The organism is Streptomyces sp. NPDC028907, from assembly GCF_055564995.1.
In genome coordinates, this window is sequence record NZ_JBVHVE010000010.1 from 106,642 (window position 1) to 130,254 (window position 23,613).

Below are 23,613 nucleotides of genomic sequence, written 5' to 3' on the forward strand. Positions count from 1 at the left end.
GCTCACGGGAGCCCTCCGCCACGTCCTCGGGGTGAAGGGCCGTCAGGTGGCTGCGGGCGCGGCCGGCAGCACGTGGTCGCCGACCTTGTCCGTGCTCAGGCACAGGGAGCAGACGACGGCGTCGTGCGTCTGGCAGGCGGCCACGTCGGGGCGCTCGAACTGCTGCCGGCAGACGTGGCAGTCGTACGTGACGGCGCTGGGGTTGCCGTCCTCGTCCAGGAGCGGCTCGGCGATGCCGTCGTCGGTGCGGCGCAGGTAGTACTTGCCCTTGGTGACGAGCGCCATCAGCGGGGTGAGGACGAAGGCGATGAGGGCGGCGGCGACGGGGGAGTACGGCTGGAGGGTGTCGCCGAGTGCGTGGAAGTACATGGCGATGGAGAGGCCGGAGGCGGCGACGAAGGCCACCACGCCCACGGGGTTGACGGCGTAGAGCATGCCCCGGCGGAACTCGGGCTGGAGCGGGGAGAGCTTCAGCAGGTACTTGTTGACGCCGATGTCGGTGGCGACCGTGACGACCCAGGCGATGGCGCAGTTCGAGTAGAAGCCCAGGATGCCGTTGAGGAAGCTGAACATGTCGGCCTCCATCAGCGCGAGCGCGAAGGCCAGGTTGACCAGGACGAAGACCATGCGGCCCGGGTAGCGTCCGGTGACCCGGGTGAAGGAGTTCGTCCAGGCCAGGGAGCCGGAGTAGGCGTTGGTCACGTTGATCTTGATCTGGCTGATCACAACCAGCGCCACGGCCAGCGGTACGACGATCCAGGACGGCAGCATCGCGTCGAAGGCGTGCTTGAACTGCTGGATCGGCTCGGGCGCGGCGGCGGGACCGACCTCGGCGAGGATGTACACCGCGAGGAACACGCCGATGGCCTGCTTCAGCGCGCCCAGCACCACCCAGCCGGGCCCGGCCATCACGACGGCCGTCCACCAGGCGCGCTTGTTCGCCTCGGTCTTGGGCGGCATGAAACGCAGGTAGTCGATCTGCTCGCCGATCTGCGCGATCAGGGAGAGACACACGCCCGCGCCGAGCAGTACGGCCGCGGTGTTGACGCCGCCCTCGCCGTCGGTGCCGGCGTAGGCGAGGAAGCGGTCGACGGTCCCGGGATCGGTGGCGACCAGGTAGACCAGCGGGCCGACCATCAGCAGCAGCCAGATCGGCGTCGTCCATACCTGGAGCGTGCTCAGCGCCTTCATGCCGTAGATCACCAGCGGGATCACCATGAGGGTGGAGACCAGGTAGCCCAGCCACAGCGGCATTCCGAGGCCGAGCTTCAGGCCCTGGGCCATGATCGAGCCTTCGAGGGCGAAGAAGATGAAGGTGAAGCTGGCGAAGATGACACTGGTGAGGACCGAACCGAAGTAGCCGAAGCCGGAACCGCGGGTGATGAGGTCCAGGTCGATGTTGTATCGGGCCCCGTAGTAGGCCAGCGGGAATCCGGTCACGAAGATGACGACGGCCGCGACGGCGATGGCGAGCAGCGCGTTGCCGGTGCCGTGGGCCAGGCCGATGCCGGCGCCGATGGAGAAGTCCGCCATGTAGGCGATGCCGCCGAGCGCGGTCGTCGCCACCACCATCGGGGTCCAGCGGCGGTAACTGCGCGGTGCGAAACGGAGGGTGTAGTCCTCCAGAGTCTCCTTCACCGCCTGGTCGGCGGATGGTGTCGGGTCTGCCGCAGCCGACCGTGACTCTGTGGTGCTCATGTCACGCCTCCCGGTGGCGCTCGGTTCGGGTGGTGGGGGATGTATGGGAGCCCCGCTTGACGTCGTCGGCAGGACGGGGGAGCCGACGGTTCGTCATGAACCGCCCAAGGGGCCTGTATACGACTCGGATCCCACGGGCCGCCACGTTAGAAAGCGGTTGTTTCAGTGGGGGCCGACTGATGTGAACGGGAAGTTTCCTGGACCTCACCCTGCGCTGCCGTACGCCGCGCCACGATGCCCGGCTCAGCTCTGCCGGCTCGGCCCGACTCGGCCTGGCCCGGCTCGGCCCGGCTCGGTTCAATCCGTTCGGGGCCGTCCCATTAAGGTCGTCCGATGACGAGTAGCAGGTTGTCGCGTGCCCACGTCATCGACGGCACCCCTCCGACCACGGCATCCGACAACTGGCGGGACCGCCTACGCCTGTTCGGGTACGCCGGAGGCCCTCGCACCGACACCCGCGAACGTCTTGTTCCGCCCTTCCCCGAGCCGGCGCGGTCGCATCGGGCCGCACAGGCGATGAGCTGGCTGGGACCCGCACTCGTCGCCCTCCTCGCCGGGGCTCTTCGCTTCTGGCACCTGGGAAACCCCCGGACCCTCGTCTTCGACGAGACCTACTACGCCAAGGACGCCTGGTCCCTGCTGAAGTTGGGCTACGAGGGCACCTGGCCGGACCGCAAGGTCGCCGACCCGCAGATACTCGCGGACCCTCAGGTGATCCCGCTCTCCGACACCGGGGTCTTCGTCGCGCACCCCCCGATGGGAAAGTGGGTGATGGCCCTCGGCGAGTGGGGCTTCGGTCTCACCCCGTTCGGCTGGCGCTTCATGACGGCCGTCCTCGGCACGCTCTCCGTGCTGATGCTGTGCCGAACAGGCCGCCGCCTGTTCCGCTCGACGGCACTGGGCTGCCTGGCCGGCGCGCTGATGGCCGTGGACGGTCTGCACTACGTGATGAGCCGGACGGCTCTGCTCGACCTCGTGGTGATGTTCTTCGTGCTGGCGGCGTTCGGATCCCTGCTGATCGACCGCGACCACGCACGGGCCCGGCTCGCGGCGGCCCTGCCCGTCGGCGAGGACGGCCGCGCCCGCCCGGACGCTCTCACCGGCGACCGCGCCGGGACGGGACTGCGCCCGTGGCGGCTCGCCGCCGGCCTCTTCCTGGGACTCGCGGCCGCCACCAAGTGGAACGGCCTGTACTTCCTCGCCTTCTTCATGGTTCTGACGCTGCTGTGGGACGTCGGCGCCCGTCGCGTGGCGGGGGCGCGGCGGCCGTATCCGGCCGTTCTGCGCAAGGACCTCGGCCGGTCGGTGCTGTCGGTGGTGCCGGTCGCCGTGGTGACGTATCTGCTGACGTGGACCGGCTGGTTCCTGTCCGACAACGGCTACGCGCGCCACTGGGCGGACGGCCGCGGCGGCACCTGGTCGTGGATCCCGGCGCCGCTGCGGAGCCTGTGGCACTACGAGTACGGGGTCTACCAGTTCAACGTCGGGCTGCACTCCTTCCACAAGTACGAGTCCAACCCCTGGAGTTGGCTCGTCCTCGGCCGCCCCGTCCTGTTCGACTACGAGTCGGTGCCGGCCGGGCGGGACGGCTGCGGCGCGACCGCCGACTGCTCACAGGCGATCCTCGCGCTGGGCACACCGCTCCTGTGGTGGTCGGCGTGCGGCGCGCTGCTGTATCTGCTCTACCGCTGGGCCCTGCGCCGCGACTGGCGGGCCGGCGCCGTCCTGTGCGCGGTCGGCGCCGGCTATCTGCCCTGGTTCCTTTACCAGGACCGCACGATCTTCTCCTTCTACGCGGTCGTCTTCGTGCCATACCTGTGCCTCGCCGTGTCGATGGCGATCGGCGCGCTGCTGGGGCCACGGAGCGCGAGCGAGAAACGTCGCATGTGGGGTGCCGTGCCGGCGGGCACGCTGGTGCTGCTGATCGCCTGGAACTTCATCCACCTCTTCCCGATCTACACCGGGCAGACGATCCCGTACGCCGACTGGCACGCCCGGATGTGGTTCGACACCTGGATATGAGACAGCTGATCGAGCACGGCCTGCGCCGCGCCGGCCACCACAGGTTCGCCGGAGCAGTTGATGGTGTTGGTGGCCGGGCGCAGATAGGCCCTGCAGGCGTCCGAGCCGGATTCACGGCCGCAGCCGAGATTCCGCCGCCGGCCCTGCGGCGGATCCGAGAGCTGCACCCGGGCGGGACCGTGCGCAGCAGGGACCTGGACGTGGACGAGGTGACCGACACGGCCGCCACCCTCACCCTGGTCGAGTCCGGCGTCGGCGTCAGTGTCGTGACGGACCTGATGCTGCGGCTGCGCCCGTCCCGCCTCGACGTGCCGCGAGCCTCCGCCGGCCGGCTGCCCCACCACGACACGGTCGTCGGCCCAGCGGTCCACGACCGGCGCAAGTGAGGTCAGGCACCTGCGCGCGCGCCCGTGAACAGGTCGGACGGGAGGTCGCAGTGCAGAGCGCTGAGGCGGCTCGCGCGCAGTTCGTCCCGGGTTCGGGAGCGCTGGATCTTGCCGCTCGTGGTCCGGGGCACGCTCATCGGACCGACGACCACGACCTGGACGGCGAGGCGCAGTTCCTGGGCCAGTCGCCGTCTGATGAGGTCGGCGAGAGCCGCGGGCGTACGGCCGTCGAGATGGAGCGGGCGGACCTCCTGGACTAGGACGACGTGCTCCCGCCCCGAGGCGTCGGGCAGGGTGAAGGCGGCGCAGGGGCCGGTCGCGGGGTCGGCCGACTCGCTGACGCCCTCGATGTCCTGGGGGTGGATGTTGCGGCCGTTGGCGATGATCAGGTCCTTGGCGCGGCCGGTGACGAAGAGTTCACCGTCCTGGAGGAAGCCGAGGTCACCGGTGCGCAAGAAGGGGCCCTCGCCGTCGGCCGTCATGGCGGCGAACTGCTCGGCGGTGGCCTGCGGGCCCCCGAGGTAGCCGTCGGCCACGCTCTCGCCGGACACCCAGATCTCCCCGATGTGCCCCTCTTCGAGGGGATGCGCGGTGTCGGGGTCGACGATGCGGACGTCGGCGCCGACGGGCCGACCACAGCCGACGAGATCCACTCCGTCCGCTGCGGGCACGGCCAGGCCGGTCTCCAGCGCGTCCCGGTCGAAACGGCCCAGGGCCGGCCCCTGGCCGCACGGCGTGCCGGTGACCATGAGGGTCGCCTCGGCCAGGCCGTAGCTGGGCGCCCAGATGTCCGACTCGAAGCCGACCGGGGCGAGTCGGCGTGCGACCGCGTTCAGGACCTCGGCGCGGACGGGCTCGGCGCCGTTCAGCGCGAACCGCAGGCAGCCGAGGTCCAGGTCCGGGTCGAGGTCGGTGAGCCGGGTGTTCTTGAGGCTTCTCAGCAGCCAGTCGTATCCGAAATTCGGGGCGAACGTGTAGAACGCCCGGTACCGGCTGATCATCTGGAGCCACAGCCGCGGATGGGCGACGAAGGAAACCGGCGAGCAGAACACGAGATTGCCGTAGCTCGCGAGCGGGCTGAGCAGCATGCCGACCAGGCCCATGTCGTGGTAGTGCGGAAGCCATCCCGCACCGGTCGGTGCCGGGTCGAGGCGCAGTTCGTCCAGGATGTGTGCGGGGGCGAGGAGTTCCCTGATCGACAGCAGGTTGTGCAGCAGGTTCCCGTGGGTGATGACGACACCGCGCGGTTCGCTCGTCGACCCGGAGGTGTACTGGACGTAGGCGGTCGCCGACAGTTCCAGCGCGGCCGGCGCCCAGGTGCCCGGGTCCGGCAGCCCGGCGCTGTCCGTGGCCACGCACTCGGCCGGCGGCGCCGGGGCCAGGCCGGCGAGCCAGGAGGCGAGGGCGGGCTGGTGTGCGGCGTCGCTCAGGACCAGGCCCGCTTCCGCGTCACGGATGATGCCCGCGGCGCGCTCCAGGGCCCGCCGGTCGGTGTCCGGCAGGGGAGCCGGGACGGCGACCCGCCCCGCGTACAGACAGCCGAGGAAGACCGCGAAGAACTCCAGGCCAGCCGGGTACATCAGCATCACACGCGCCCCGGGCGGCGTACGGTCGGCCAGCCACGCTCCCACCGCCCTGGCCCGCGCGTCGAGCTGGGCGTAGCCGAGGCGTTCCACCTCGACGAGCTCGTCGCGCACGCTGTCCACCCGCGCGTACCAGCGGGTGTCGCCCAGGATCCAGACCTTCTCGCGCAGAAACCGGACGAGTTCACTCACCGCCGGCCCCGATCCGCCCGGACAGGGCCTCCTCGACGTACGAGACCACGGAGCCGACGGTGTGCAGCTCCCAGGCGACCTCGTCGGGGATCCGCACCCCGAACCTCTCCTCGGCGGCGACGGTCGTCCGCACCAGGACGAGCGAGTCGAGGCTTAGGTCCGCGATGAACGCCGTCTGCTCGTCGACCAGTTCGGGGTCGACGTCGCCGAACTCGGCGAGCATCGCCTTCAGTTCGGCCAGAATCTCGGAGCGCCTCACCGGAGGGCCACCCTCTTGCGCGGGACGTCCCAGGCGACGGGCAGGACGCTGAGCCCGCGTTCGAACATGCTGGGCCGCCAGCGCGGTGTGCCGTCCGGCCGCAGGCCGGGCAGTCTGCGCAGCACGGTGGTGACGGCGGCCTCGGCCGTCATACGACCGATATGGGCGCCCAGGCAGTAGTGGGCGCCGTGGCCGAACGCGAGATGGCCCGGCGCGGTGCGGTACAGGTCGAGGCGGTCGGGATCGGGGAAGCGCGCGGGGTCCCGGTTGGCCGCGCCGAGGCACAGGAACAGGGAGTCGTCCGCGGGGACGGTCACCTCGCCGAACTCGACGGGTTCGAGGGTGCCCCGCCAGCTCGTGAACGGCAACGGGCTCTCATAGCGGAGCAGTTCGTTCATGCCCGTCCCGATGAGGGTGGGGTCGTCTCTGAGCGCGGTGAGCTGGTCGGGGTGGGCGAGCAGGGCGTGCAGGCTGTTGCCGACGCTGTTGATGCTGGGGTCCTGGCCCGCCACGAGCATCATCATGACCTGGCCGTGCAGTTCGTCCTCGCTGATCAGACCGTCCTGGTCGCGGGCCCGCACCAGCAGTGAGATCAGGTCGTCGCCGGGGGAGCGGCGCTTGTCGGCGACGGCCGCGCGGACGAACGCGTCGACCTCGTGGGCGAGCGCCGCGACGTAGGGGACGTCGTTGTTCCACTCGGCGGTACGCCAGATCATCGCCCGCAGATGGTTCATCTGGGGCGGCGTGGCGCCGAGGACGGAGAACAGGACGTTGCCGCCCAGCGGATAGGCCACCGCGGCCATGAGATCACCGCGGCCCCGGTCCACGATCCGGTCGATCCGGGCGTCGACGATGCGCTGCACCCGGGTGCGCCACTGCTCCTGCCGGGCGGGCGTGAAGAACGGCCGCATGATCGCCCGCAGTTCGCCGTGGCGCGGGTCGTCGCTGTCCAGAAGATGCACGAACAGCCGTTCCCGCAGCTCGGACGGCCAGTGCCGTAGCCACATCAGACCGGCCGGGACGCGCTTGCTGTCACAGGTCACGCGCGGATCGGTGTGCGCCGCGCGGACGTCGTCGTAGCGGGTCAGCAGCCAGCCCGGACCGTCCGGGCTGATCACCCGGCTCACCGGACGGTGCTCACGCAGCCAGCGCAGCGTCGGGTACGGGTCGTGGTGGAACGCCGCGGTGAACGGCGCCGGCAGCCCACCGGGCAGCTCCTCGGGCGGCCAGCCCGGCGGGTACTCCCGGACGGCCTCCACCCTCGGCCTCGGTACCGCGGGGACGTACGTGACGGCAGCCTCGGCAGGCGGCGCGGACCGGGCGACGGACACGCCCTGGAGGCGGCTGGTGCGCAGCATCGGGTAGTTGAGCTCGCCGAACCGGTCGCCGCTCAGGCCCGGCCCGCCGTGGTTGGACAGGAACGGAACGCCCGCGAGGTGCGAGTCGTTCACCCGCAGCTGCCCGCACGAGCGGACGTCCCGGACGAACCGGTCGATGACCTCCTCGGACCGCGTCCACAGGGAGTTGCGCAGTCCGTACGTACCGGTGGCGACGAACGACACCATCTCGGTGAGGAGTTCGGCGTCGTCACCGACGGGGTGCGGGACGGCCAGGGTCAGCAGCGGGAAGAACGTCTCGTAGCGGACCGAGCGCAGCTCCCGCGCCCGGCCGAGCCCGTCGACCCGGACCAGCGCCGGCTCCGCGAAGACGGCGACGTCGCTCTCGTGGCCGTGGACGTCCAGATGGCGTCCGCCGGTCAGCAACCGGGCGCCCGCCCGCCGGGCGTCGGCGAGAGTGGCGTCGTACCCCGCGGTGTTGGGCGTCGCGGCCAGCACCACCTCGGGGTCGTCCGGGAAGCCGGGCCGCAGGGCTCTGACCCGCTCGGTCAGCCGGTCGGTGAGTTCGTCGGCGATCTCCGGGTGGACCAGCGCGACGTTGGGCGCGCAGCAGATCTGGCCGCTGCCGTGGTACGACTCCATCAGCGCCGCCACGGCACGGTCGAGCGGCGCGTCCCGCCAGACCACGACCATGTCGTTGCCGCCGAGTTCCAGGATCGGCTTCTTGCCCGCGGCGAGACACGCCTTCTCCAGCTGCTCGCCGCGGATCGAGTCGCCGAAGTACAGCACGTCGTCCACCAGCGGGCTGGCCAGCCACGCGTCCAACGCCTGGGCGGGGTCGGTGCACAGTGCCGACAGCACGCCCGGCGGGGCGCCGACGTCGGCGAGCGCGGGCGCGGCGATGCGTTCCAGCAGGTACATGGCGGCGATCGGGGCGTGCCGGGACAGCCGCACCACCAGCGCGTTGCCGGCCAGGACCGACTGGAACGCCGCGCCGACACTCAGCGCCGGGGTGTTCTGCGGCGGCTGGACGCACACCACACCGTCCGGTACCCGGCGCAGCACCACCGACCGTCCCTCGGCCGTGTGCCGGGTCTCCATCTGCCCCAGACACCACCGGGTGGTCTCCGGGCCGAAGAAGGTGAGGAGGTCGGCGACCTCCGAGCGGGCCAGCCGCACCGGGTGCCCTTCCTCCACCAGCAGCCCGGTCAGGGTGTCCGCGTGCTCTCGCAGCCTGGCCCGGAACGCCTCGGCGAGCGTGGCGCGCCGGTCCGACGGGCCGCCGCCCCACTCGGCGGCCGCGTCCCGTGCGGCCCGCAGCGCCGCATCGAGGTGGTCGGGACCGGCGAGGGCGCAGCGGCCGAGGATCGCCTCCGGGTGGGCGTCGGGGCTCATCCGCCCGCTGTTGAGCGCGTTGCGGTAGCAGGTGGCGCCTACGGGATCGTCGATGAGCGCGCTCGCGCGGACCGCGTAGACCCAGTCGGTGGGGTCGGGGACGGTGGCGCCGCCGATGAGCGGGCCGAAGCTGAGCATGCCGTCGGCGCCGTCCGTCGCCGGGCCGTCGGTCTCCTGACAGGTCACCATGGCAGGCCTCTCTTTCAGCCGTTGGCGGTGTCGGTGGTGCGGACGCCGAGGCGCAGCAGCACATGGCGGGCGAGGTCGGTGAGGGTGATGCCGCCCTGGAGGAGTTCCATCGGCGGGATCTCGACGTCGAGGCGTTGCCGCAGTGTGGTGAGCAGTTCGGCGGCCATCAGGGAGTCGACGCCGTGGTCCTGAAGCGGCTGTCGTGGATCGAGGCGTGCGACGTCGCTCTGGAGGATCCGGGCCAGCAGTTCGGCGAGTGTGGCGCTGACGGCATGGAGCGCCTCGTCCGCACTGAGTCCGGCCAGGGCGGCCACGAGGTCCTGCCGGGAGTGTCCGCCGAGTTCACCGTCGGCGGGCAGCAGTGCCGCGAAGCGGGGTGCCGCCAGGGTGGGCAGCAAGGTGCGCAGCCGGGACCACTCGTAGCGGCCGACACCGGCGACGGGGCTACCGCACGCCGCCAGAGTCTCCAGGGCGTCCAGCGCCTCGCGGGAGCCGACCGGCGCGGTCCCGAGGGCCTCCATGGCCGGCGCCAGGCCCTCGCGGACGATGTGCCCGTGGCCCCCGAGGGCGCCCCACGCGACGGCGAGCGTCGGCTGCCCGGCGCCGTGCCGTCGTCGGGCCAGCGCTTCGGCGAACAGGTTTCCGCCGACGTAGGCGGACTGCTTGATGTTCCCGACGGACGCGGAGAACGAGGAGTACAGCCAGAACAGGCCCAGTTCGCGGTCCCGGGTCAGGGCGTCGAGGACCACCGCGCCGGCCACCTTGGGGGCCAGGACCGCCCGGATCCGTTCGTCGGTCAGCTCGGTGAGGGGCGCGTCGTCCAGCGTCATCGCCGCATGGACGACCCCCGCGAGCCGATGCCCGGTGGCGTCGACGCGGCCGATCGCGTCGGCCATCGCGTCGGCGTCGGTGACGTCGGCGGCGTACGGCGTGGCCGTCACACCCAGTTCGGCCAGCCCGGACAGCACGGCCGCCGCCTCGGGACCGTCGGCGCCGCGCCGGGACACCAGGGCGAGATGACGGGCACCGCGCTCGGCGAGTCGGCGGGCGGTGGCGGCGCCGAACCCGCTCAGCCCACCCGTGACGAGATAGCTGCCGTCGGGATCGAGCGCGGGCGGCTCCGGCCGGGTGCGGACGGGAACCGGGCCGTCCGCGGGATCGAGGCTGACGACGACCTTCCCGATGTGCCGAGAGTGCTGGAGGAGCGCGAAGGCCTCCTTGACCTGGGCCGCCGGGAACACCGTGTGCGGCAGCGGCCGGTAGCGGCCGTCCGCCACCCGCACGGCCACCTCGGCCAGCAGCCGCCGCCCGGCCACGAGTCCGGCCTCGTGGTTCAGCAGGGCGGTGACATCGACGCCGAAGAAGGCGATGTTGCGGCTGAACGGCCGCATGAGCAGCGGCTTGTCGGCGTAGATGTCCCGCTTGCCGAGTTCCACGAACCGGCCGCCGGGCCGCAGGATCTCCAGGCCCCGGTCGATGGCCTGCCCGGCCAGCGAGTTGACGACCACGTCGACCCCGCGCCCGCCGGTGATCCGCAGCGCCTGGTCGGCGAATTCCAGGGTCCGGGAGTCCAGCACGTGCTCGACGCCCAGGGCCCGCAGGAGGTCACGCTTGGCCGGGGTGCCAGCGGTGGCGATCACCGTGGCACCCACCAGGCGGGCGTACTGGATCGCCGCCAGCCCGACCCCGCCGGCGGCGCCGTGCACCAGCACCGTCTCCGCGGCCGCCAGGCGGGCCAGGTCGCGCAGCGCGTAGTGGACCGTCAGGAAGGCCACCGGCAGGGTCGCGGCCGCCGTGAGAGCGAGACCGTCGGGCACCCTCACCACGGCTGACGCGGGCGCCACCGTGTGCGAGGCCAGACAGCCCGGCACGACCGTGCACACCCGGTCGCCGACGGCCGGACCGTGCACGCCTTCGCCCACGGCCGTGACGATCCCGGCGCATTCGAACCCGGGACCCTTCTCGCTGGGCCCGGCTTCGGTGGCTTCCGGGGGCAGCAGCCCGGTCGCCTGCATGATGTCCCGGTAGTTGAGCGCGGCGGCGCGCACCGCGATCACCACTTCGCCCACCCCGGGGGCGACCGGCCCGGTTCGCGTCCAGACCGGCTCGTACGACAGCCCGGGCGCGCCGATCTCCAGGGCGTAGGGCTCGTCCCCGCTCGGCACGGTGTGCTCGCCGCAGGGGAGTTCGCGTTCCCGGGGGACGAAACGGCCGCGCGAGGTGAGCACGATCTCGTCCTCACGTGCCGTGGCGCCGGTGTCGTGGGCGGACGGGGTGACGGGTTCCAGCAGTTCGAGGGCCAGCCGGTGCGCGTCGGCCGCGGGGTCGCCGAGGCGCTCCAGGGACAGCCGGGTCACCCGCAGACCCGGATGTTCGTTGGCCAGGGTGCGGGCCATGCCCCAGGCGGCGGCGTCCTGCGGTTGGACGACCCGTTCGGGGGCGGGCAGCGCGCCGCTGGGCCGGGTCACCAGCCACAGCGCCGGCCGACTGCCCTCGGGGAGGTCCCGGCAGGCAGAGGCCAGGGCGCGCAGGGTCGCCGCACGGCGCACGGCCTGGTCGAGCACGGGCTCCGGGTCGGCGGGCGACTCACCGAGGACGAGCACGACCGATGGGTCACCGTCCCCGGTGAGCACCGAGGTCCAGGCCGCCGCGTCGACGGGAGCGGGCAGCACCGGCACGGACCGCGTTCCGCCGCCGGTCAGCAGTGCCGCGAGGTGCTCGGCCGGCTCGGTCTCCGGTCCGCTCTCGGTGGCCACGAGCCACCGGGTGCCGTCCTCGGGTCCGGCCACCACGGGTCGGGCGGTCCGGTACACGGGTGCCGAGGCGAGCAGCACCGAGGCGGTCTCGGCGGCCGACTCGATGGCGGCACCGAGGCAGACGACGTCCGTGAGGCCGCCCGCGCGCAGCACCTCGGACCACTGCTCCGGGAGCAGCAAGGGTGACTCCGGCCGCAGCTCGTCGCCGTGACTCCAGAAACTGTCCAGCAGGCCGAAGAACGGCAGCAGATAGTCCGTGTCGTGGGTCTCGAAGGCGAACAGCCGGCCCCCGGGCGCCAACAGCCCCCGCACCCGGCGCAGAGCCGCGCGCAGATCGGCCGCGGTGTGCAGCGAGTTGGCCGCGAGGACCAGGTCGTAGGCGCCGTCGGCGAAGCCCTGCTCGCCGGGGTCGGTGTTCAGGTCGAGCGGGCGGTAGTCGACGAAGGGGTGAGCGCCGAAGCGATGCCGGGCGCGGGCGAAGAACCCCGCCGAGACGTCGGTGAAGTGGTAGACAGCGCGTTCCGGCGGCAGCAGCGGGAGCAGGGCGGCGGTGGTGCCGCCCGTGCCCGCGCCGATCTCCAGGATCCGCAGCGGACGGTCCTCGGGCCAGGCCCGCACGACCTCCGCCGTCAGCGCGGCGAGGATCCGGTTACGGCCCCGGCAGGTCGGCGAGAGGTCGTAGAACTGCTCCAGAGCCTCGCGTGAGCCCTGGTCGGTGAGCAGATGCAGGGCGTCCTGCGCGCCGCGCAGCACCTGCGGCAGATGCGCCAACTGGCTTACCGCCAGCTGTACTTCGGCACTCCCGGCCGGGAAGTCCAGCGGCAGCCGGGACAGCAGGGGCGCCGGGGCCGCGGTGCCGGTCAGCCGCCAGTCGCCGTTCTGGCCGAGGGCGGCCAGGCCGTGCCGGGTCATCAGTCGGAGCAGGGCCCGCGCCAACCGGTCGTGATCGGGGAGCATGCCCTCCCGCACGAGGTCGGCGGTCGTGAACTCGGCCACGCCCGAGGGCAGCAGGTCCGCGAAGGCCGTCGCGGCCACATGGGCGGTGACCTCCTTGAGCCGGACCATGAAGTCACCGGACCGTACGGCCCGCGCGTCGGCCCGCGCCGCGTCGACGCTGCCCGACACGGCGTCGGCGAGGTCCTGGTTGCCGGGCAGCGGCGAGGGCGCGGCAGGCAGTCCCAGGTGGGGCGCGGCACGCAAGACGGTCTCGTACCGCTTCGGCACCCGGTCGCCCGGGCCGGGCAGGCGCCGCATCCGCACCCCGTCCAGTTCGACGGTGACGCCGCCGTCCGGATCGGTGACGCAGATGTCGAAGCAGAGTTCGACGGCGCCGCGCGTGCGGTCACGGACGTGGATCAGCCCCGTAGGGGACGGGTTCCGCCACACGCGTACGGCTGCGATCGAGGCCGGCAGCCAGGCCTCCGCGGCCTCCGCGCGGTGGGCGGCGAGCGGTACGCACGCCTGGAGGGCACCGTCGAGCAGCGCCGGATGCGCCACGTAGGGGGCGGTGTCGGCCGTGTCCGTGGTGTGCCGGTAGGCGGCCAGCACCTCCGCCTTTCCGAGGTGCAGCCGCACGAGCTGCCGGAACGCGGGCCCGTAGGCCAGGCCGCTCGCGGCCAGTTCGCGGTACAGGGCCTCGACGTCGACCCGCCGGGTGCAGCGGGCGCGTACCCCGGCCGCGTCGAGCCGCACGGGTGCGCGGCCGATCAGCTCACGGACCCGGCCCCGGGCGTGCGGCCGGGGCTGTGTGCCGTCGGCCTCGGCGCCGTCCACGGCCTCGGTGCTGGTGACGGACACCCGGCCGTCGTCGGACGAGAACGCGAGCTGCACGCGGACGTCCCCGGCCCTGCTCCACGGCACCACCAGCGGGCGGCTCACCTCCAGCCAGGCCAGCTCCACCGGCCCGTCCAGCACCCGCCGCCCGGCGGCCAGGGCCATCTCGACGTACCCCGTCGCGGGGAACAGCACGGATCCGGCCACCTTGTGGTGGGCCAGCCAGGGCACCAGCGCCGGTTCGACGGGCCCCTCCCATGCGGGCTCCGCCGTCGGCAGCCGCTCGCCCAGCAGGGGGTGGTCCAGCCGTCCTGTCCCGCTGCTGATGACCCACTGCTGAGGGGTGCCGCTCCAGTGCCGTTCCCGCTGCCACGGGTACGCGGGCAGCTCCGCGACCCGGGCGGGGCGGGGGAACCAGCGCGTCCAGTCGGTCTCCGCGCCGGCGGCGATCAGCGCCTCGACCGACCGGCGCAGCGCGGTCGGTCCGGCGGTGTCGCGGCGCAGGGTGGCGAGGACGGCCACTCGGCCGCGTCCGGCGGTGATCCGGCGCAGGTACGTGCGCAGGACGGGATGCGGGCCGACCTCCAGGAGCACGTCCACGCCCGTGTCCAGGGCGTGTTCGACGGCGGCGGCGAACCGGACCGGTTCGCGGACGTTGCGCCACCAGTAGTCGCCGGCCAGGCCGGAGTCGGGCACGGGGCCACCGGTGACCGTGGAGATCAGAGCCTCGGTGCCGCCGCGCGGCTGCAACCCGTCGAGACCGGCGGCCAGCGGGGCCCGGACCCGTTCCATGACCGGACTGTGGAAGGCGTAGTCGAGGTCCATGAGCCGGAAGAACACCTCCCGTGCCGCCAACTCGTCTCCCAGCGTCTTGAGTTGGTCCACCGGACCGGCGATCGTCACGTCCCTGCCGCTGTTCACGGCGGCCACGACCAGACGCGGGTGCGCCGACAGGACCTCCTCCGCCTCGGCCGACGACATCCCGACCGCGGCCATCCGCCCCTGACCGGCCGTCGCGGACTGGGCCCGGCCCCGCTCCGCGACCACCCGGGCCGCCTCCTGAAGCGTCAGCGCGCCGACGGCGTACGCGGCCGCGACCTCCCCGACGCTGTGCCCGAGCGCGACCGCCCACCGCACGCCCCGCTCCCGCAGCAGCGCGGTGATCGCGGCCTGCACCGCGAACAGCAGCGGTTGCGCCACCTCGGTGGCTTCCAGCCCCCACTCGTCCGCGGGCCGCCGCAGCGCCGCGGCGACCGACCAGCCGAGCTGCGGCGCCAACGCGGCGTCGACCGCCTCCACTTCGGCCCGGAACACCGGATCCTCCAGCAGATCGGCGGCCATCCCGGCCCACTGCGAGCCGTTGCCCGCGAAGACCAGCGCGACTCGGCCGCGCTGGACCGCCTCACCGGTCGCGGGCTCGCCCGCCACCTGTTCGCCGGACAGGATCCGCGCGGCTTCGTGCGCCGTCGAGGCCAGTGCCACCTTGCGGTAACGGTGCCTGGCCCGGCGCATGCCGGCGGTGGCGGCGATGTCGTAGAACTCCGACGGCTCCTCGGGCGCGGCAGCCATCAGCCGGGCGGCCAGCCGCCGCGCCGCCTCCTCGGCCGCCCGCGGGGTACGACCCGAGGCGATCACCGGCAGTTCGGCCACCGCCTCGATCCTGGGCCGGGGTACGGAGGCAGGCGCCGGTCCGACGACGACATGGGCGTTCGCCCCGCCGAACCCGAAGGAGTTGACCCCGACGAACCGCCGCCCCTCCGCGGCCGCCAGCGGACGCGCCCGCTCGACCGGCTCCAGCCCCAGCCCGGCGAAGTCGATGCCGGGGTTGAGCGGTCGAAGGTGCAGCGAGGCCGGGATCGTGCCGTACCGCAGCACCGCGAGGGCCTTGAACAGCCCCGCCATGCCCGATGCCGGCTCCAGATGCCCCACGTTGGACTTCACCGAGCCGATGGGCAGCGGCCCCACCGTCCGTGCCACGCCGAGCGCCCGGCCCAGCGCGGTGCACTCGGCCGGATCGCCCGCCTGGGTGCCCGTGCCGTGCGCTTCCACGTACACCACCTCGTCGGCCGCGATCCCGGCCCGCTCGTACACCCGGCGCAGCAGGTCCTCCTGAGCCCGCGCGCTGGGCAGGGACAGTCCGGCCGTGCGCCCGTCGCAGTTGCTGCCGGACGCGGCGATCACGCCCTGGATCCGGTCCCCGTCGGCCACTGCGTCGGCCAGCGGCTTCAGCACGACCACGCCCGCGCCCTCGGCCCTGACAAACCCGTCGGCGTCCGCCGAGAACACCGAGCAACGGCCCCGCCTCGACAGCATCGACGCCTGGCTGAAGCCGACGAACCCGTTCGGGTTGAGCAGCACGTTGGCCCCGCCCGCGAGGGCCACCCGGCTGCCGCCCGACGCCAGTTCCCGGCAGGCGCGTTCCACGGCCACCAGCGACGACGAGCAGGCCGTGTCGATCACCATGCTCGGCCCGCGCAGGTCGAAGCAGTGCGACAGCCGGTTCGCCGCGATCGAATGGGCGCCGCCCGCCATGGAGTAGGCGTTCATCCGCCGGGGTCTGGACATCTGGAGGCCGGCGTAGGAGAAGTCGGAGATGCCGATGAACACGCAGGTGTGGGAGCCCGCCAGTGTCACGGGGTCGATCCCCGCGTCGTCCAGCGCCTCGACGGCGGTCTCCAGCAGCAGCCGGTGCTGCGGGTCCATCTGCGCCGCCTCCCGCGGCGAGATCCCGAAGTAGTCCGCGTCGAACGCCGTGAGGTCCGCCAGGAATCCGCCTTTCGCGGTGTACGACTTCCCCGGCCTCGCCATCTCCGTGTCGACGAAGCGCGCGGCCTCGAACCGGTCCTGCGGGATCTCGCCGACCAGATCGCGCCCCGCCTCCAGCGCCTCCCACAACCCGGCCAGGTCCACGATCCCGCCGGGCAGTCGGCACCCCAGTCCCACGATCGCGAACGCGTCCGCGGCGGACGAATCCACCATCCCCACACCCCAATTCCGTAACCCTGTGTGATCGAGCGATCAGGTGGTCACCTCGAACGGTGACCGCTGTCGGGTATCGCGGAAGTCAGCCCTGGTGCGGAACGTGGCGGGAGAGGGAAACCGGTGGTCAGCGACTGGTTGCGCACATCGGAAGGCACAATGATCACGGTAGGGCCGTGGCCGTGAACTCGCCTATTCCGCCTGCTTTTTCACCTCAACGACGGAATGGCTGATCAAAGAGGCGAATCCGGACGGCGTGGATGCGGGGGCGGAAAGCCGGGGCGCGGCCCCCCTCGGTCACTGTGGGTGTCGCTGAGTGCCCTGGGGCTTCGGGTGGTCCGGATCGACGGTCTCCCCCTGGATCACCCGGGGCACCGCCGGATCGTCCTCGTCCTTCATGGCCCGGGCCTCGGCCTTGAGGATGCGTGCCGACTTGCCCGCCGAACGCGTCAGCTCGGGCAGCTTCTTCGCGCAGAGGACGGCAATGACGACGAGGAGGATGATCGCGAGTTCGCTCAGTCCGAACATATGGGTCCCGTCCTTCTGGTGAGTGACACCCATGAAATCTACAGCACTGTAGATAGAATGCTGTACCGCCGCTGCTTTGCCTGCGCCGCCTCTGCTTTCCTTACGATGTACCGCTCGATGCATCGTTTGATATGCCGCACATGACGCACAGGCCAGCGGAAGGGAGACAGGGCATGACGGATCACCGGCAGCGTTCCGGGCGCCGGGGACAGGGCGAGCTGGAGGCGCTGGTCCTGTCGGCGCTGCGGGAGGCGGACGGCCCGGCGACGGCCGGCTGGGTGCAGGAGAGGCTCGGCGGCGACCTCGCCTACACGACGGTGATCACGATCCTGACCCGCCTGCTGGCCAAGGGTGCGGTGACCCGGGAGCGCGCGGGCCGGTCCTTCGCCTGGACGCCGGCCTCGGACCAGGCGGGCCTCGCGGCGCACAGGATGCGCAAGGTGCTGGACGGCGAGAGCGACCGGGAGGCCGTCCTGGCCAGCTTCGTCACCGGCCTCGGGCCGGACGACGAGCGGCTGCTGCGTGAGCTGCTGGGTGAGTCCGGGAGCGAAGGGGAAGCCTGACACCTCATGGGGGTCTTCGTCTTTCTGCCGCTCGTCCTGCCGTTGACGGCATGGCCGATCGCACGCCTTGCCGAGCAGCATCTGCATCCCCGCGCCGCGACGCGGCTGCTCACCGCGGTGGCCGCGGTGATGGCGCTGTGCAGCACGGTGTGCCTGGGCCTGGTGATGGTGGTCGGCACCGCCCAACTGCCCGGGAACCCGCTGCCCGACGGCTGGTCGGACCCCGAGGTGCGGGCCGCGGTGCCGTTCGACGAGATCGCCGGCAAGGCGGCGATTCCGGCACTGTGCGCTGTGGTCGCGGCCTGCGGGCGGACCCTTTGGCGGCACGGCCGGGTGCGCCGCCGGGCCCACCGGGCGCTGACGGGACTGCCGGCGACCGCCGTCGCCGTCCTCCCCGACGAGGTGCCGTACGCGTACGCACTGCCGGGCGGCCGCCGGGACCGTGTGGTCGTCACCACGGCCCTGCTGGACCGCCTCGAACCCGCCGAACGCCGAGCGCTGTTCGCTCACGAGCGCGCCCATCTGACCGCGCGGCACCACCGTTTCCTGCTCGCCGTCCAACTGGCCGCGCGGGCCAACCCGTTCCTGCGCCCGCTGCGCACGGCCGTGTCGTACACCACCGAGCGATGGGCCGACGAAGAGGCCGCCCGAGCCGTCGGCAGCCGAAGGGCGGTGGCGTGCGCGATCGGCAAGGCGGCGCTGGTGTCGCGGGGTACTCCGGTCGCGACACTCGCGGGCTTCGCCGCGCCGGGGCCGGTGCCGCGCCGCGTGGCCGCGCTGCTCGGCCCGGCTCCGTCGGCGCGCCGCTGGCCCTCGTTGTTCACCTCGGTGGGTCTGGCGGCGTGGTGCGCGGCGGCGGGGACGGCCATCTCGGCGATGTCGTCGGCGAACTCGGCGGTGACGATGGTCCTGATCCTTCGGGCGGCCACGCCTCTTTGAGGCGCCGCGTTCGCGGGAGCGCGAGAAAGTCGTGCGGTTCGGGCAACGGATGATGCGAAGATCGTCGTCTGTTGATGGTGAGGGGGCCGGGGCCTTTCGGCCGTACAACGACGGACGTACATCTACGACGACGTACATCCACAGAGGGGGCGCGGGTGAGTGGAACAGGGCGGCGGCGACGTACGTCGAGCGGTGGTGCGGGCAGGACACGGCTGACGCGGCGGGGGCGGATCCTGGCGTGGGGCGGGGGCGTGACCTCGGTGGTCGTCCTCGGTGTCGCCGGGGTGGGCGCCTGGGTCTACAACGACCTCGACAACAACATCAAGTCCGCCGACGTCGACGACAAGATCGGCGGCGACCGCCCCGAGAACCTCAGCCCGGGCTCGAAGAACATCCTGGTCGTCGGCTCCGACAGCCGCGACGGCGCCAACGCCGAGTACGGCAAGGACCTCGACACCATGCAGTCGGACACGCTGATGGTGCTGCACGTCCCCGCGAACCGTAAGTGGGCCGCGGTCGTGTCGTTCCCGCGTGACTCCTGGGTGGAGATACCGGCCTGCGACAAGGGCGACGGGAGCGACTCCACACTGCACCACGCCAAGATCAACGAGGCGTTCGCGCTCGGCGGCAGCAGCGGTGAGGTCGCCGGGGCCGCCGCCTGCTCCATCAAGACGGTCGAGGCCAACACGGGCCTGCGCATAGACCACTTCATGTCCGTCGACTTCCAGGGCTTCAAGGGCATGGTCGACGCCCTGGACGGCATCGAGGTCTGCCCCCAGCAGGCCATCCACTCCAAGAAGGCCCGCCTCGACATGGCCGCCGGCTGCCAGACCGTGTCGGGCGAGAAGGCCCTCGGCTATGTACGGGTCCGCTACGGCGTCGGCGACAACTCCGACATCGGACGCATCGGACGCCAGCAGGAGTTCATGAACGCCCTGGCCGAGAAGGCGCAGGACAAGCTGACCAACCCGAAGGCGCTGTACGGCTTCCTGGGGTCCGCCACCAAGTCCCTGACCACGGACCCCGACCTGGCGGGCATCAAACCGCTGTACGCCCTCGCCTCCGAGCTCAAGGGGATACCGAGCGATCGCCTGACCTTCCTCACCGTGCCCAACTACCCGCGCGAGGCCGACGTGCCCACCGACCGGGCCAACGTCGTCTGGCAGTACCCGCAGGCCACCGACCTGTTCACCTCCCTGGCCAAGGACAAGGAGGTCGACAAGAAGCGCCTGGAGGCCGATGCGGAGAACCCCGTGTACGCCTCCTCCGTGCGCGTCCAGGTCCTCAACGGCACGGGAGTCTCGGGGCGGGCCGCCACCGTCGCCGACAAGCTGGGCAGGGCCGGCGTCACCGTCGCCGGCACGGGCAACGCCCCGCAGGACGCCGACGAGACGACGGTGACGTACCCGGCGGGCCTGGAGAAGCAGGCCGAGGCGCTGGCCGCCCGGTTGCCCGGCGTGCGGGCAGCCCAGGCGTCCGATGCCGCGGCGGACGTGGTCACCCTGGTCGTGGGCAAGGACCTCGACCCCGACGACATCCGGTGATCCGCCGCGCCGAGTGAAAGCCGCCCGATCAGAGGTCGAACTCGTGCGGCGGCAGGTCGAGCGCGTAGCACGCCTCGCGGACCACCGCCTGCTCGTCCTTGTCGAAGTCGCCGTCCGCGCCGCCGATGACAATGCCGATCTGGATCACGGCACGGGCCTCGGCGGGCTTCTTCTTCGCCTTGGCGATCTCCTGCATCACGCTCACCTTGCCGAAGTCGAAGTCGGCGGTGAGCCGGTCCAGGTTCTCCTCGAACCGCCGGCGCAGATCGTCGGCCGGGAAGTTCCGCAACACCTCGTTACCGGCGATCAGTTGGGCCACACGCTGCCGCTCGGAGGGGTCGACGGTGCCGTCGGCCGCGGCGACCAGCGCGCACATCGCCATGCTCGCGTCGCGGAAGGCGCCGCTCTTGAGGTCGTTCTTCTTCGCCACCAGTTGGGTCTGCATCGTCGATGCGGACTCCTTGATGCGGTCCCACAGGGCCATGAGGGCTCCATACGTCGTTGACTTCTACAGCGATGTAGAAGTTATCAGGTGTCGGCTCAACCCTCCTCGCCCGGGTGCTCGGGCGTCGGACATGGTTCGCCGCGCCGGGCACCGGCGCGCCGTCCGGCTTCCTGCTGCTGCGCGGCAACTCACGTACCTGGCCGGTGCAGGGCCGTCGGATGTCCTCGGCAGGGTTCGTGCAGGTCCTTCGTCGAGCGTTTGTGCGTGTGCGCCGCCAGGAAGGATGACTGGTGGGCGCAGTGGCGGGAGTGGGCGGGAGCGGCGAGGCCCCCGACCGGCAGACGCGTGGTACGCCGACAGCCTGCCTGACCTTGAGCGCGACGCCCGGCGTCGGAGAAGCCACCCATGGCCCATCAACCCACCGTCTCTCAACCGCCCCTGGACGGTGACGGTCTCCGGGAAGGAGGAGCCATGCCCCACTCCGACGACGAGCGTCTGGTTGCTCTGGAAGCACGACTCGCACGTGACGACCCCCGGTTCGCCGAGGCGCTGCGCGCCGGGCGCCCGGCACCGCCCCGCGAGTACCGGCGTACCGGCGCGTGGTGGATGCTCCTGACCGCCATGGCCGTACTGATCACCGGCGTCGTGCTGCCCGACGGTCTGCTCATCGCCACCGGCCTGGTCCTCGCCGGGATCGCCGTGCAGTTGCTCGACCCCCATCGCGCGCGGCCGGAGCGGCGCCTTCCGCCGTACTTCTGACAGCCTCGGCAGGCCGATGTGCCAACGTGCGTACGATTGTCGGCCGTTGGGGTGCGCTAGAATCCTTTACCAAGCCCTTACGCACCGTTGAGCGAGGGCTCGCTCAGTCGTTGGGGTGGTCGTCGCCGGATTCCGGCCGACGTGATGGGGGGCGTGGGATGAGCAGAGTCGTCTCTGTGCGCGTCATCGTCCCCGTGCGCATCGACGTCCCGGTCCGCGTCGAGAACGCCGCCCGCGACGGCGTCCCTGATACCGACAGCGCCGCCGACTCGGTCAGACGCTCCGCGCGCTGACGAGCGCCCCGCCCCGGCGCCGGGGCACCACCACCTCGTCGCGCCGCCCGCTGGGCCGTCGCGCTCGTTTCGGGACACGACCTCGACACCCGTCCCGCCGGGTTACGCCGGGAATCCGACCGGTCCCGGCGACGGCGCGCGTACCGGCAACAGCACCCAACGGCCCGTCCGGAGCTCAAGCCCGGCCGCCTGCACCCGCAACAGGCACAGACGCCGCCGAACCGATCACGGAGGTCCGACGCCCGTGCACAACACCGCTGCCATGCTCATCGAACTCGGGGCGATCATTCTCGTCCTGGGGCTGCTGGGCCGCCTCGCCGGCCGGGTGGGCTTCTCGCCCATACCCCTGTACCTGCTCGCCGGACTCGCCTTCGGCCACGGCGGCATCCTCCCCCTCCAGGCCAGCGAGGAGTTCGTCGCCACGGGCGCCGAGATCGGCGTCATCCTGCTGCTGCTCCTGCTCGGCCTGGAGTACAGCGCCTCCGAACTGGTCGACACCCTCAAGACCCAATACCCCTCCGGCGCGGTCGACTTCGTACTCAACGCCGCCCCCGGCGCCGCGATGGCCCTGCTGCTGGGCTGGGGGCCGATCGCCGCCGTGGCCCTCGCCGGTGTCACCTGGATCTCCTCGTCCGGCGTCATCGCCAAGGTCCTCGGCGACCTGCGCCGGCTCGGCAACCGCGAGACCCCCGTCGTGCTCGGCGTGCTGGTCCTCGAAGACCTCTCCATGGCCGTCTACCTGCCGATCCTCACCGCGCTGCTGGCCGGGGTGAGCCTGGCGGGCGGCGCCGTGACCCTGCTGATCGCCCTCGGCACGGTCGGCGCCGTGCTGTACGTGGCGCTGCGGCACGGCCGCCTCATCAGCCGTGCCGTCTCCTCGGACAGCGCCGAGATGCTGCTGTTGGTCGTCTTCGGCCTCACCCTGCTCGTCGCGGGCATCGCCCAGCAGCTCCAAGTCTCCGCTGCGGTAGGGGCGTTCCTGGTCGGGATCGCCCTGTCCGGCGAGGTCGCCGAAGGGGCCGGCAACCTTCTCACGCCGCTGCGGGACCTGTTCGCCGCGGTGTTCTTCGTCTTCTTCGGCCTGCACACCGACCCCGCGGACATTCCGCCCGTCCTGCTGCCCGCCCTCGCCCTGGCCGCCGTCACCACCCTCACGAAGATCGCCACCGGCTACTGGGCCGCCCGCCGCGCGGGGATCTCGTCGAAGGGACGCTGGCGAGCCGGTGGAACCCTGGTTGCGCGGGGCGAGTTCTCCATCGTCATCGCCGGACTCGCCGTCGGCGTCGAACCCCGCATCGGTCCGCTGGCCACGGCCTACGTCCTGATCCTGGTCGTCCTCGGCCCGCTCGCCGCTCGCTGGACCGAGCCCCTGGCCCGCCGCCTCTCCCGTTCCTCGCGGCGGCCGCAACCGGCGTTCGACAGCGGCCGGTCACTCCCGGCCGAGGATGCCGGCGGCCGCGTCCACGCCCTCGCGGGTGCCGATCACGATCAGGACGTCGCCGCCGGCCAGCCGGAAGTCCGGCCCGGGGGAGGGGATCGCCTCGGCGCGCCGTAGTACGGCCACGATGGACACGCCGGTCTCGGTACGCATCCGGGTGTCGCCCAGGACCCGCCCGTTCCAGTGCGACAGCGACGACAGCTCGATCCGTTCCGCCACCAGGCCCAGTTCGGTGGTGGACAGCAGATTCGGGCTGTGGTGCGCCGGCATCAGGGCGTCGATGAGGGCCTCCGCCTCACCCGGTGTCATCCGTACCGAGAACGCGGACGCGTCCGGATCGTCCTGCCGGTACGCGTTCAGCGTCCGCGCCCCGTCCCGGTGCGCGACCACCGACAGGCGACGCTGCTCGCGCGTCGTGAGGTCGTAACGGACCCCGATGCCCGGCAACGGCGTACGGCTCAGACGCGTGACCCCCACGACTGTCCCCCTGTCTGGTTCGGGTGTTTCATCGGTCGGCGTTCGGTGCCACCCTAAC

Annotated in this window: 15 protein-coding genes and 1 pseudogene; 8 read left to right on the plus strand and 8 right to left on the minus strand. The window is 72.1% G+C overall.

Going from position 1 to position 23,613, the window contains the following annotated elements; all coding sequences use genetic code 11:
* Positions 1–42: 42 nt before the first annotated feature.
* A complete protein-coding gene (locus tag ACZ4UU_RS28815) occupies positions 43–1,698 on the minus strand; it encodes a purine-cytosine permease family protein (protein ID WP_471906279.1) in 1,656 nt (551 codons plus the stop codon).
* A 333-nt stretch (positions 1,699–2,031) separates the two neighbouring features.
* On the opposite strand from ACZ4UU_RS28815, the gene ACZ4UU_RS28820 reads away from it, so the two are divergent.
* Both ACZ4UU_RS28820 and ACZ4UU_RS28825 read left to right on the plus strand, forming a co-directional pair.
* Positions 2,032–3,720, plus strand: coding sequence for a dolichyl-phosphate-mannose--protein mannosyltransferase (locus ACZ4UU_RS28820; protein WP_471906280.1), 1,689 nt, complete (start codon positions 2,032–2,034; stop codon positions 3,718–3,720).
* Positions 3,717–4,106, plus strand: coding sequence for a hypothetical protein (locus tag ACZ4UU_RS28825; RefSeq protein WP_471906281.1), 390 nt, complete (start codon positions 3,717–3,719; stop codon positions 4,104–4,106). Before ACZ4UU_RS28820 ends, ACZ4UU_RS28825 begins: the two co-directional genes overlap by 4 nt.
* A 2-nt stretch (positions 4,107–4,108) precedes the next feature.
* Here the strand turns inward: ACZ4UU_RS28825 and ACZ4UU_RS28830 are convergent, their stop codons facing one another.
* The 5 genes from ACZ4UU_RS28830 to ACZ4UU_RS28850 form a co-directional block, all read right to left on the minus strand.
* Positions 4,109–5,881: a fatty acyl-AMP ligase gene (locus ACZ4UU_RS28830; protein ID WP_471906282.1), complete on the minus strand. Its 1,773-nt coding sequence runs from the start codon at positions 5,879–5,881 to the stop codon at positions 4,109–4,111.
* Positions 5,874–6,140 (minus strand): acyl carrier protein, encoded by a 267-nt coding sequence (locus ACZ4UU_RS28835; protein ID WP_471906283.1) that lies wholly within the window; start codon positions 6,138–6,140, stop codon positions 5,874–5,876. Before ACZ4UU_RS28835 ends, ACZ4UU_RS28830 begins: the two co-directional genes overlap by 8 nt.
* Complete coding sequence (locus ACZ4UU_RS28840) at positions 6,137–9,061, minus strand: aldehyde dehydrogenase family protein (protein ID WP_471906284.1); 2,925 nt, start codon at positions 9,059–9,061, stop codon at positions 6,137–6,139. The genes ACZ4UU_RS28835 and ACZ4UU_RS28840 overlap by 4 nt, the downstream gene beginning before the upstream one ends.
* Before the next feature lie 14 nt (positions 9,062–9,075).
* Complete coding sequence (locus ACZ4UU_RS28845; protein WP_471906285.1) at positions 9,076–16,569, minus strand: SDR family NAD(P)-dependent oxidoreductase; 7,494 nt, start codon at positions 16,567–16,569, stop codon at positions 9,076–9,078.
* Between the two features lie 297 nt (positions 16,570–16,866).
* Positions 16,867–17,097, minus strand: coding sequence for a twin-arginine translocase TatA/TatE family subunit (locus tag ACZ4UU_RS28850; RefSeq protein WP_471906286.1), 231 nt, complete (start codon positions 17,095–17,097; stop codon positions 16,867–16,869).
* Between the two features lie 173 nt (positions 17,098–17,270).
* Between ACZ4UU_RS28850 and ACZ4UU_RS28855 the strand changes: the two genes are divergently transcribed.
* The 3 genes from ACZ4UU_RS28855 to ACZ4UU_RS28865 all read left to right on the plus strand — a co-directional run bounded on the left by ACZ4UU_RS28855 (position 17,271) and on the right by ACZ4UU_RS28865 (position 20,143).
* Positions 17,271–17,660 carry a BlaI/MecI/CopY family transcriptional regulator gene (locus tag ACZ4UU_RS28855; protein ID WP_471906287.1) on the plus strand — a complete coding sequence of 130 codons (390 nt, stop codon included), beginning with the start codon at positions 17,271–17,273 and terminating at the stop codon, positions 17,658–17,660.
* Positions 17,661–17,666: 6 nt separating this feature from the next.
* Entirely contained in the window at positions 17,667–18,599 is a 933-nt protein-coding gene (locus ACZ4UU_RS28860; protein ID WP_471906288.1) for a M56 family metallopeptidase, read from the plus strand.
* Between the two features lie 155 nt (positions 18,600–18,754).
* The gene (locus tag ACZ4UU_RS28865) at positions 18,755–20,143 is read left to right on the plus strand and encodes an LCP family protein (protein WP_471906289.1); all 1,389 of its coding nucleotides are present in this window, start codon (positions 18,755–18,757) and stop codon (positions 20,141–20,143) included.
* A gap of 28 nt (positions 20,144–20,171) precedes the next feature.
* On the opposite strand, the gene ACZ4UU_RS28870 is transcribed toward ACZ4UU_RS28865, so the two are convergent.
* Positions 20,172–20,627, minus strand: coding sequence for a tellurite resistance TerB family protein (locus ACZ4UU_RS28870; RefSeq protein ID WP_471906290.1), 456 nt, complete (start codon positions 20,625–20,627; stop codon positions 20,172–20,174).
* A gap of 432 nt (positions 20,628–21,059) precedes the next feature.
* Between ACZ4UU_RS28870 and ACZ4UU_RS28875 the strand changes: the two genes are divergently transcribed.
* From ACZ4UU_RS28875 to ACZ4UU_RS28885, 3 genes are all read left to right on the plus strand, one after another.
* Positions 21,060–21,347: a DUF3040 domain-containing protein gene (locus tag ACZ4UU_RS28875; protein ID WP_471906291.1), complete on the plus strand. Its 288-nt coding sequence runs from the start codon at positions 21,060–21,062 to the stop codon at positions 21,345–21,347.
* Between the two features lie 158 nt (positions 21,348–21,505).
* Positions 21,506–21,640 carry a hypothetical protein gene (locus ACZ4UU_RS28880; protein ID WP_471906292.1) on the plus strand — a complete coding sequence of 45 codons (135 nt, stop codon included), beginning with the start codon at positions 21,506–21,508 and terminating at the stop codon, positions 21,638–21,640.
* A gap of 244 nt (positions 21,641–21,884) precedes the next feature.
* On the plus strand, positions 21,885–23,195 hold the full coding sequence (locus ACZ4UU_RS28885; RefSeq protein ID WP_471906293.1) for a cation:proton antiporter: 1,311 nt from the start codon (positions 21,885–21,887) through the stop codon (positions 23,193–23,195).
* Here the strand turns inward: ACZ4UU_RS28885 and ACZ4UU_RS28890 are convergent.
* Positions 23,142–23,555 (minus strand): annotated as a pseudogene (locus tag ACZ4UU_RS28890) (cation:proton antiporter regulatory subunit); the annotation flags it as partial. The gene ACZ4UU_RS28885 and the pseudogene ACZ4UU_RS28890 sit on opposite strands and share 54 nt — an antisense overlap.
* Between the last annotated feature and the right edge of the window lie 58 nt (positions 23,556–23,613).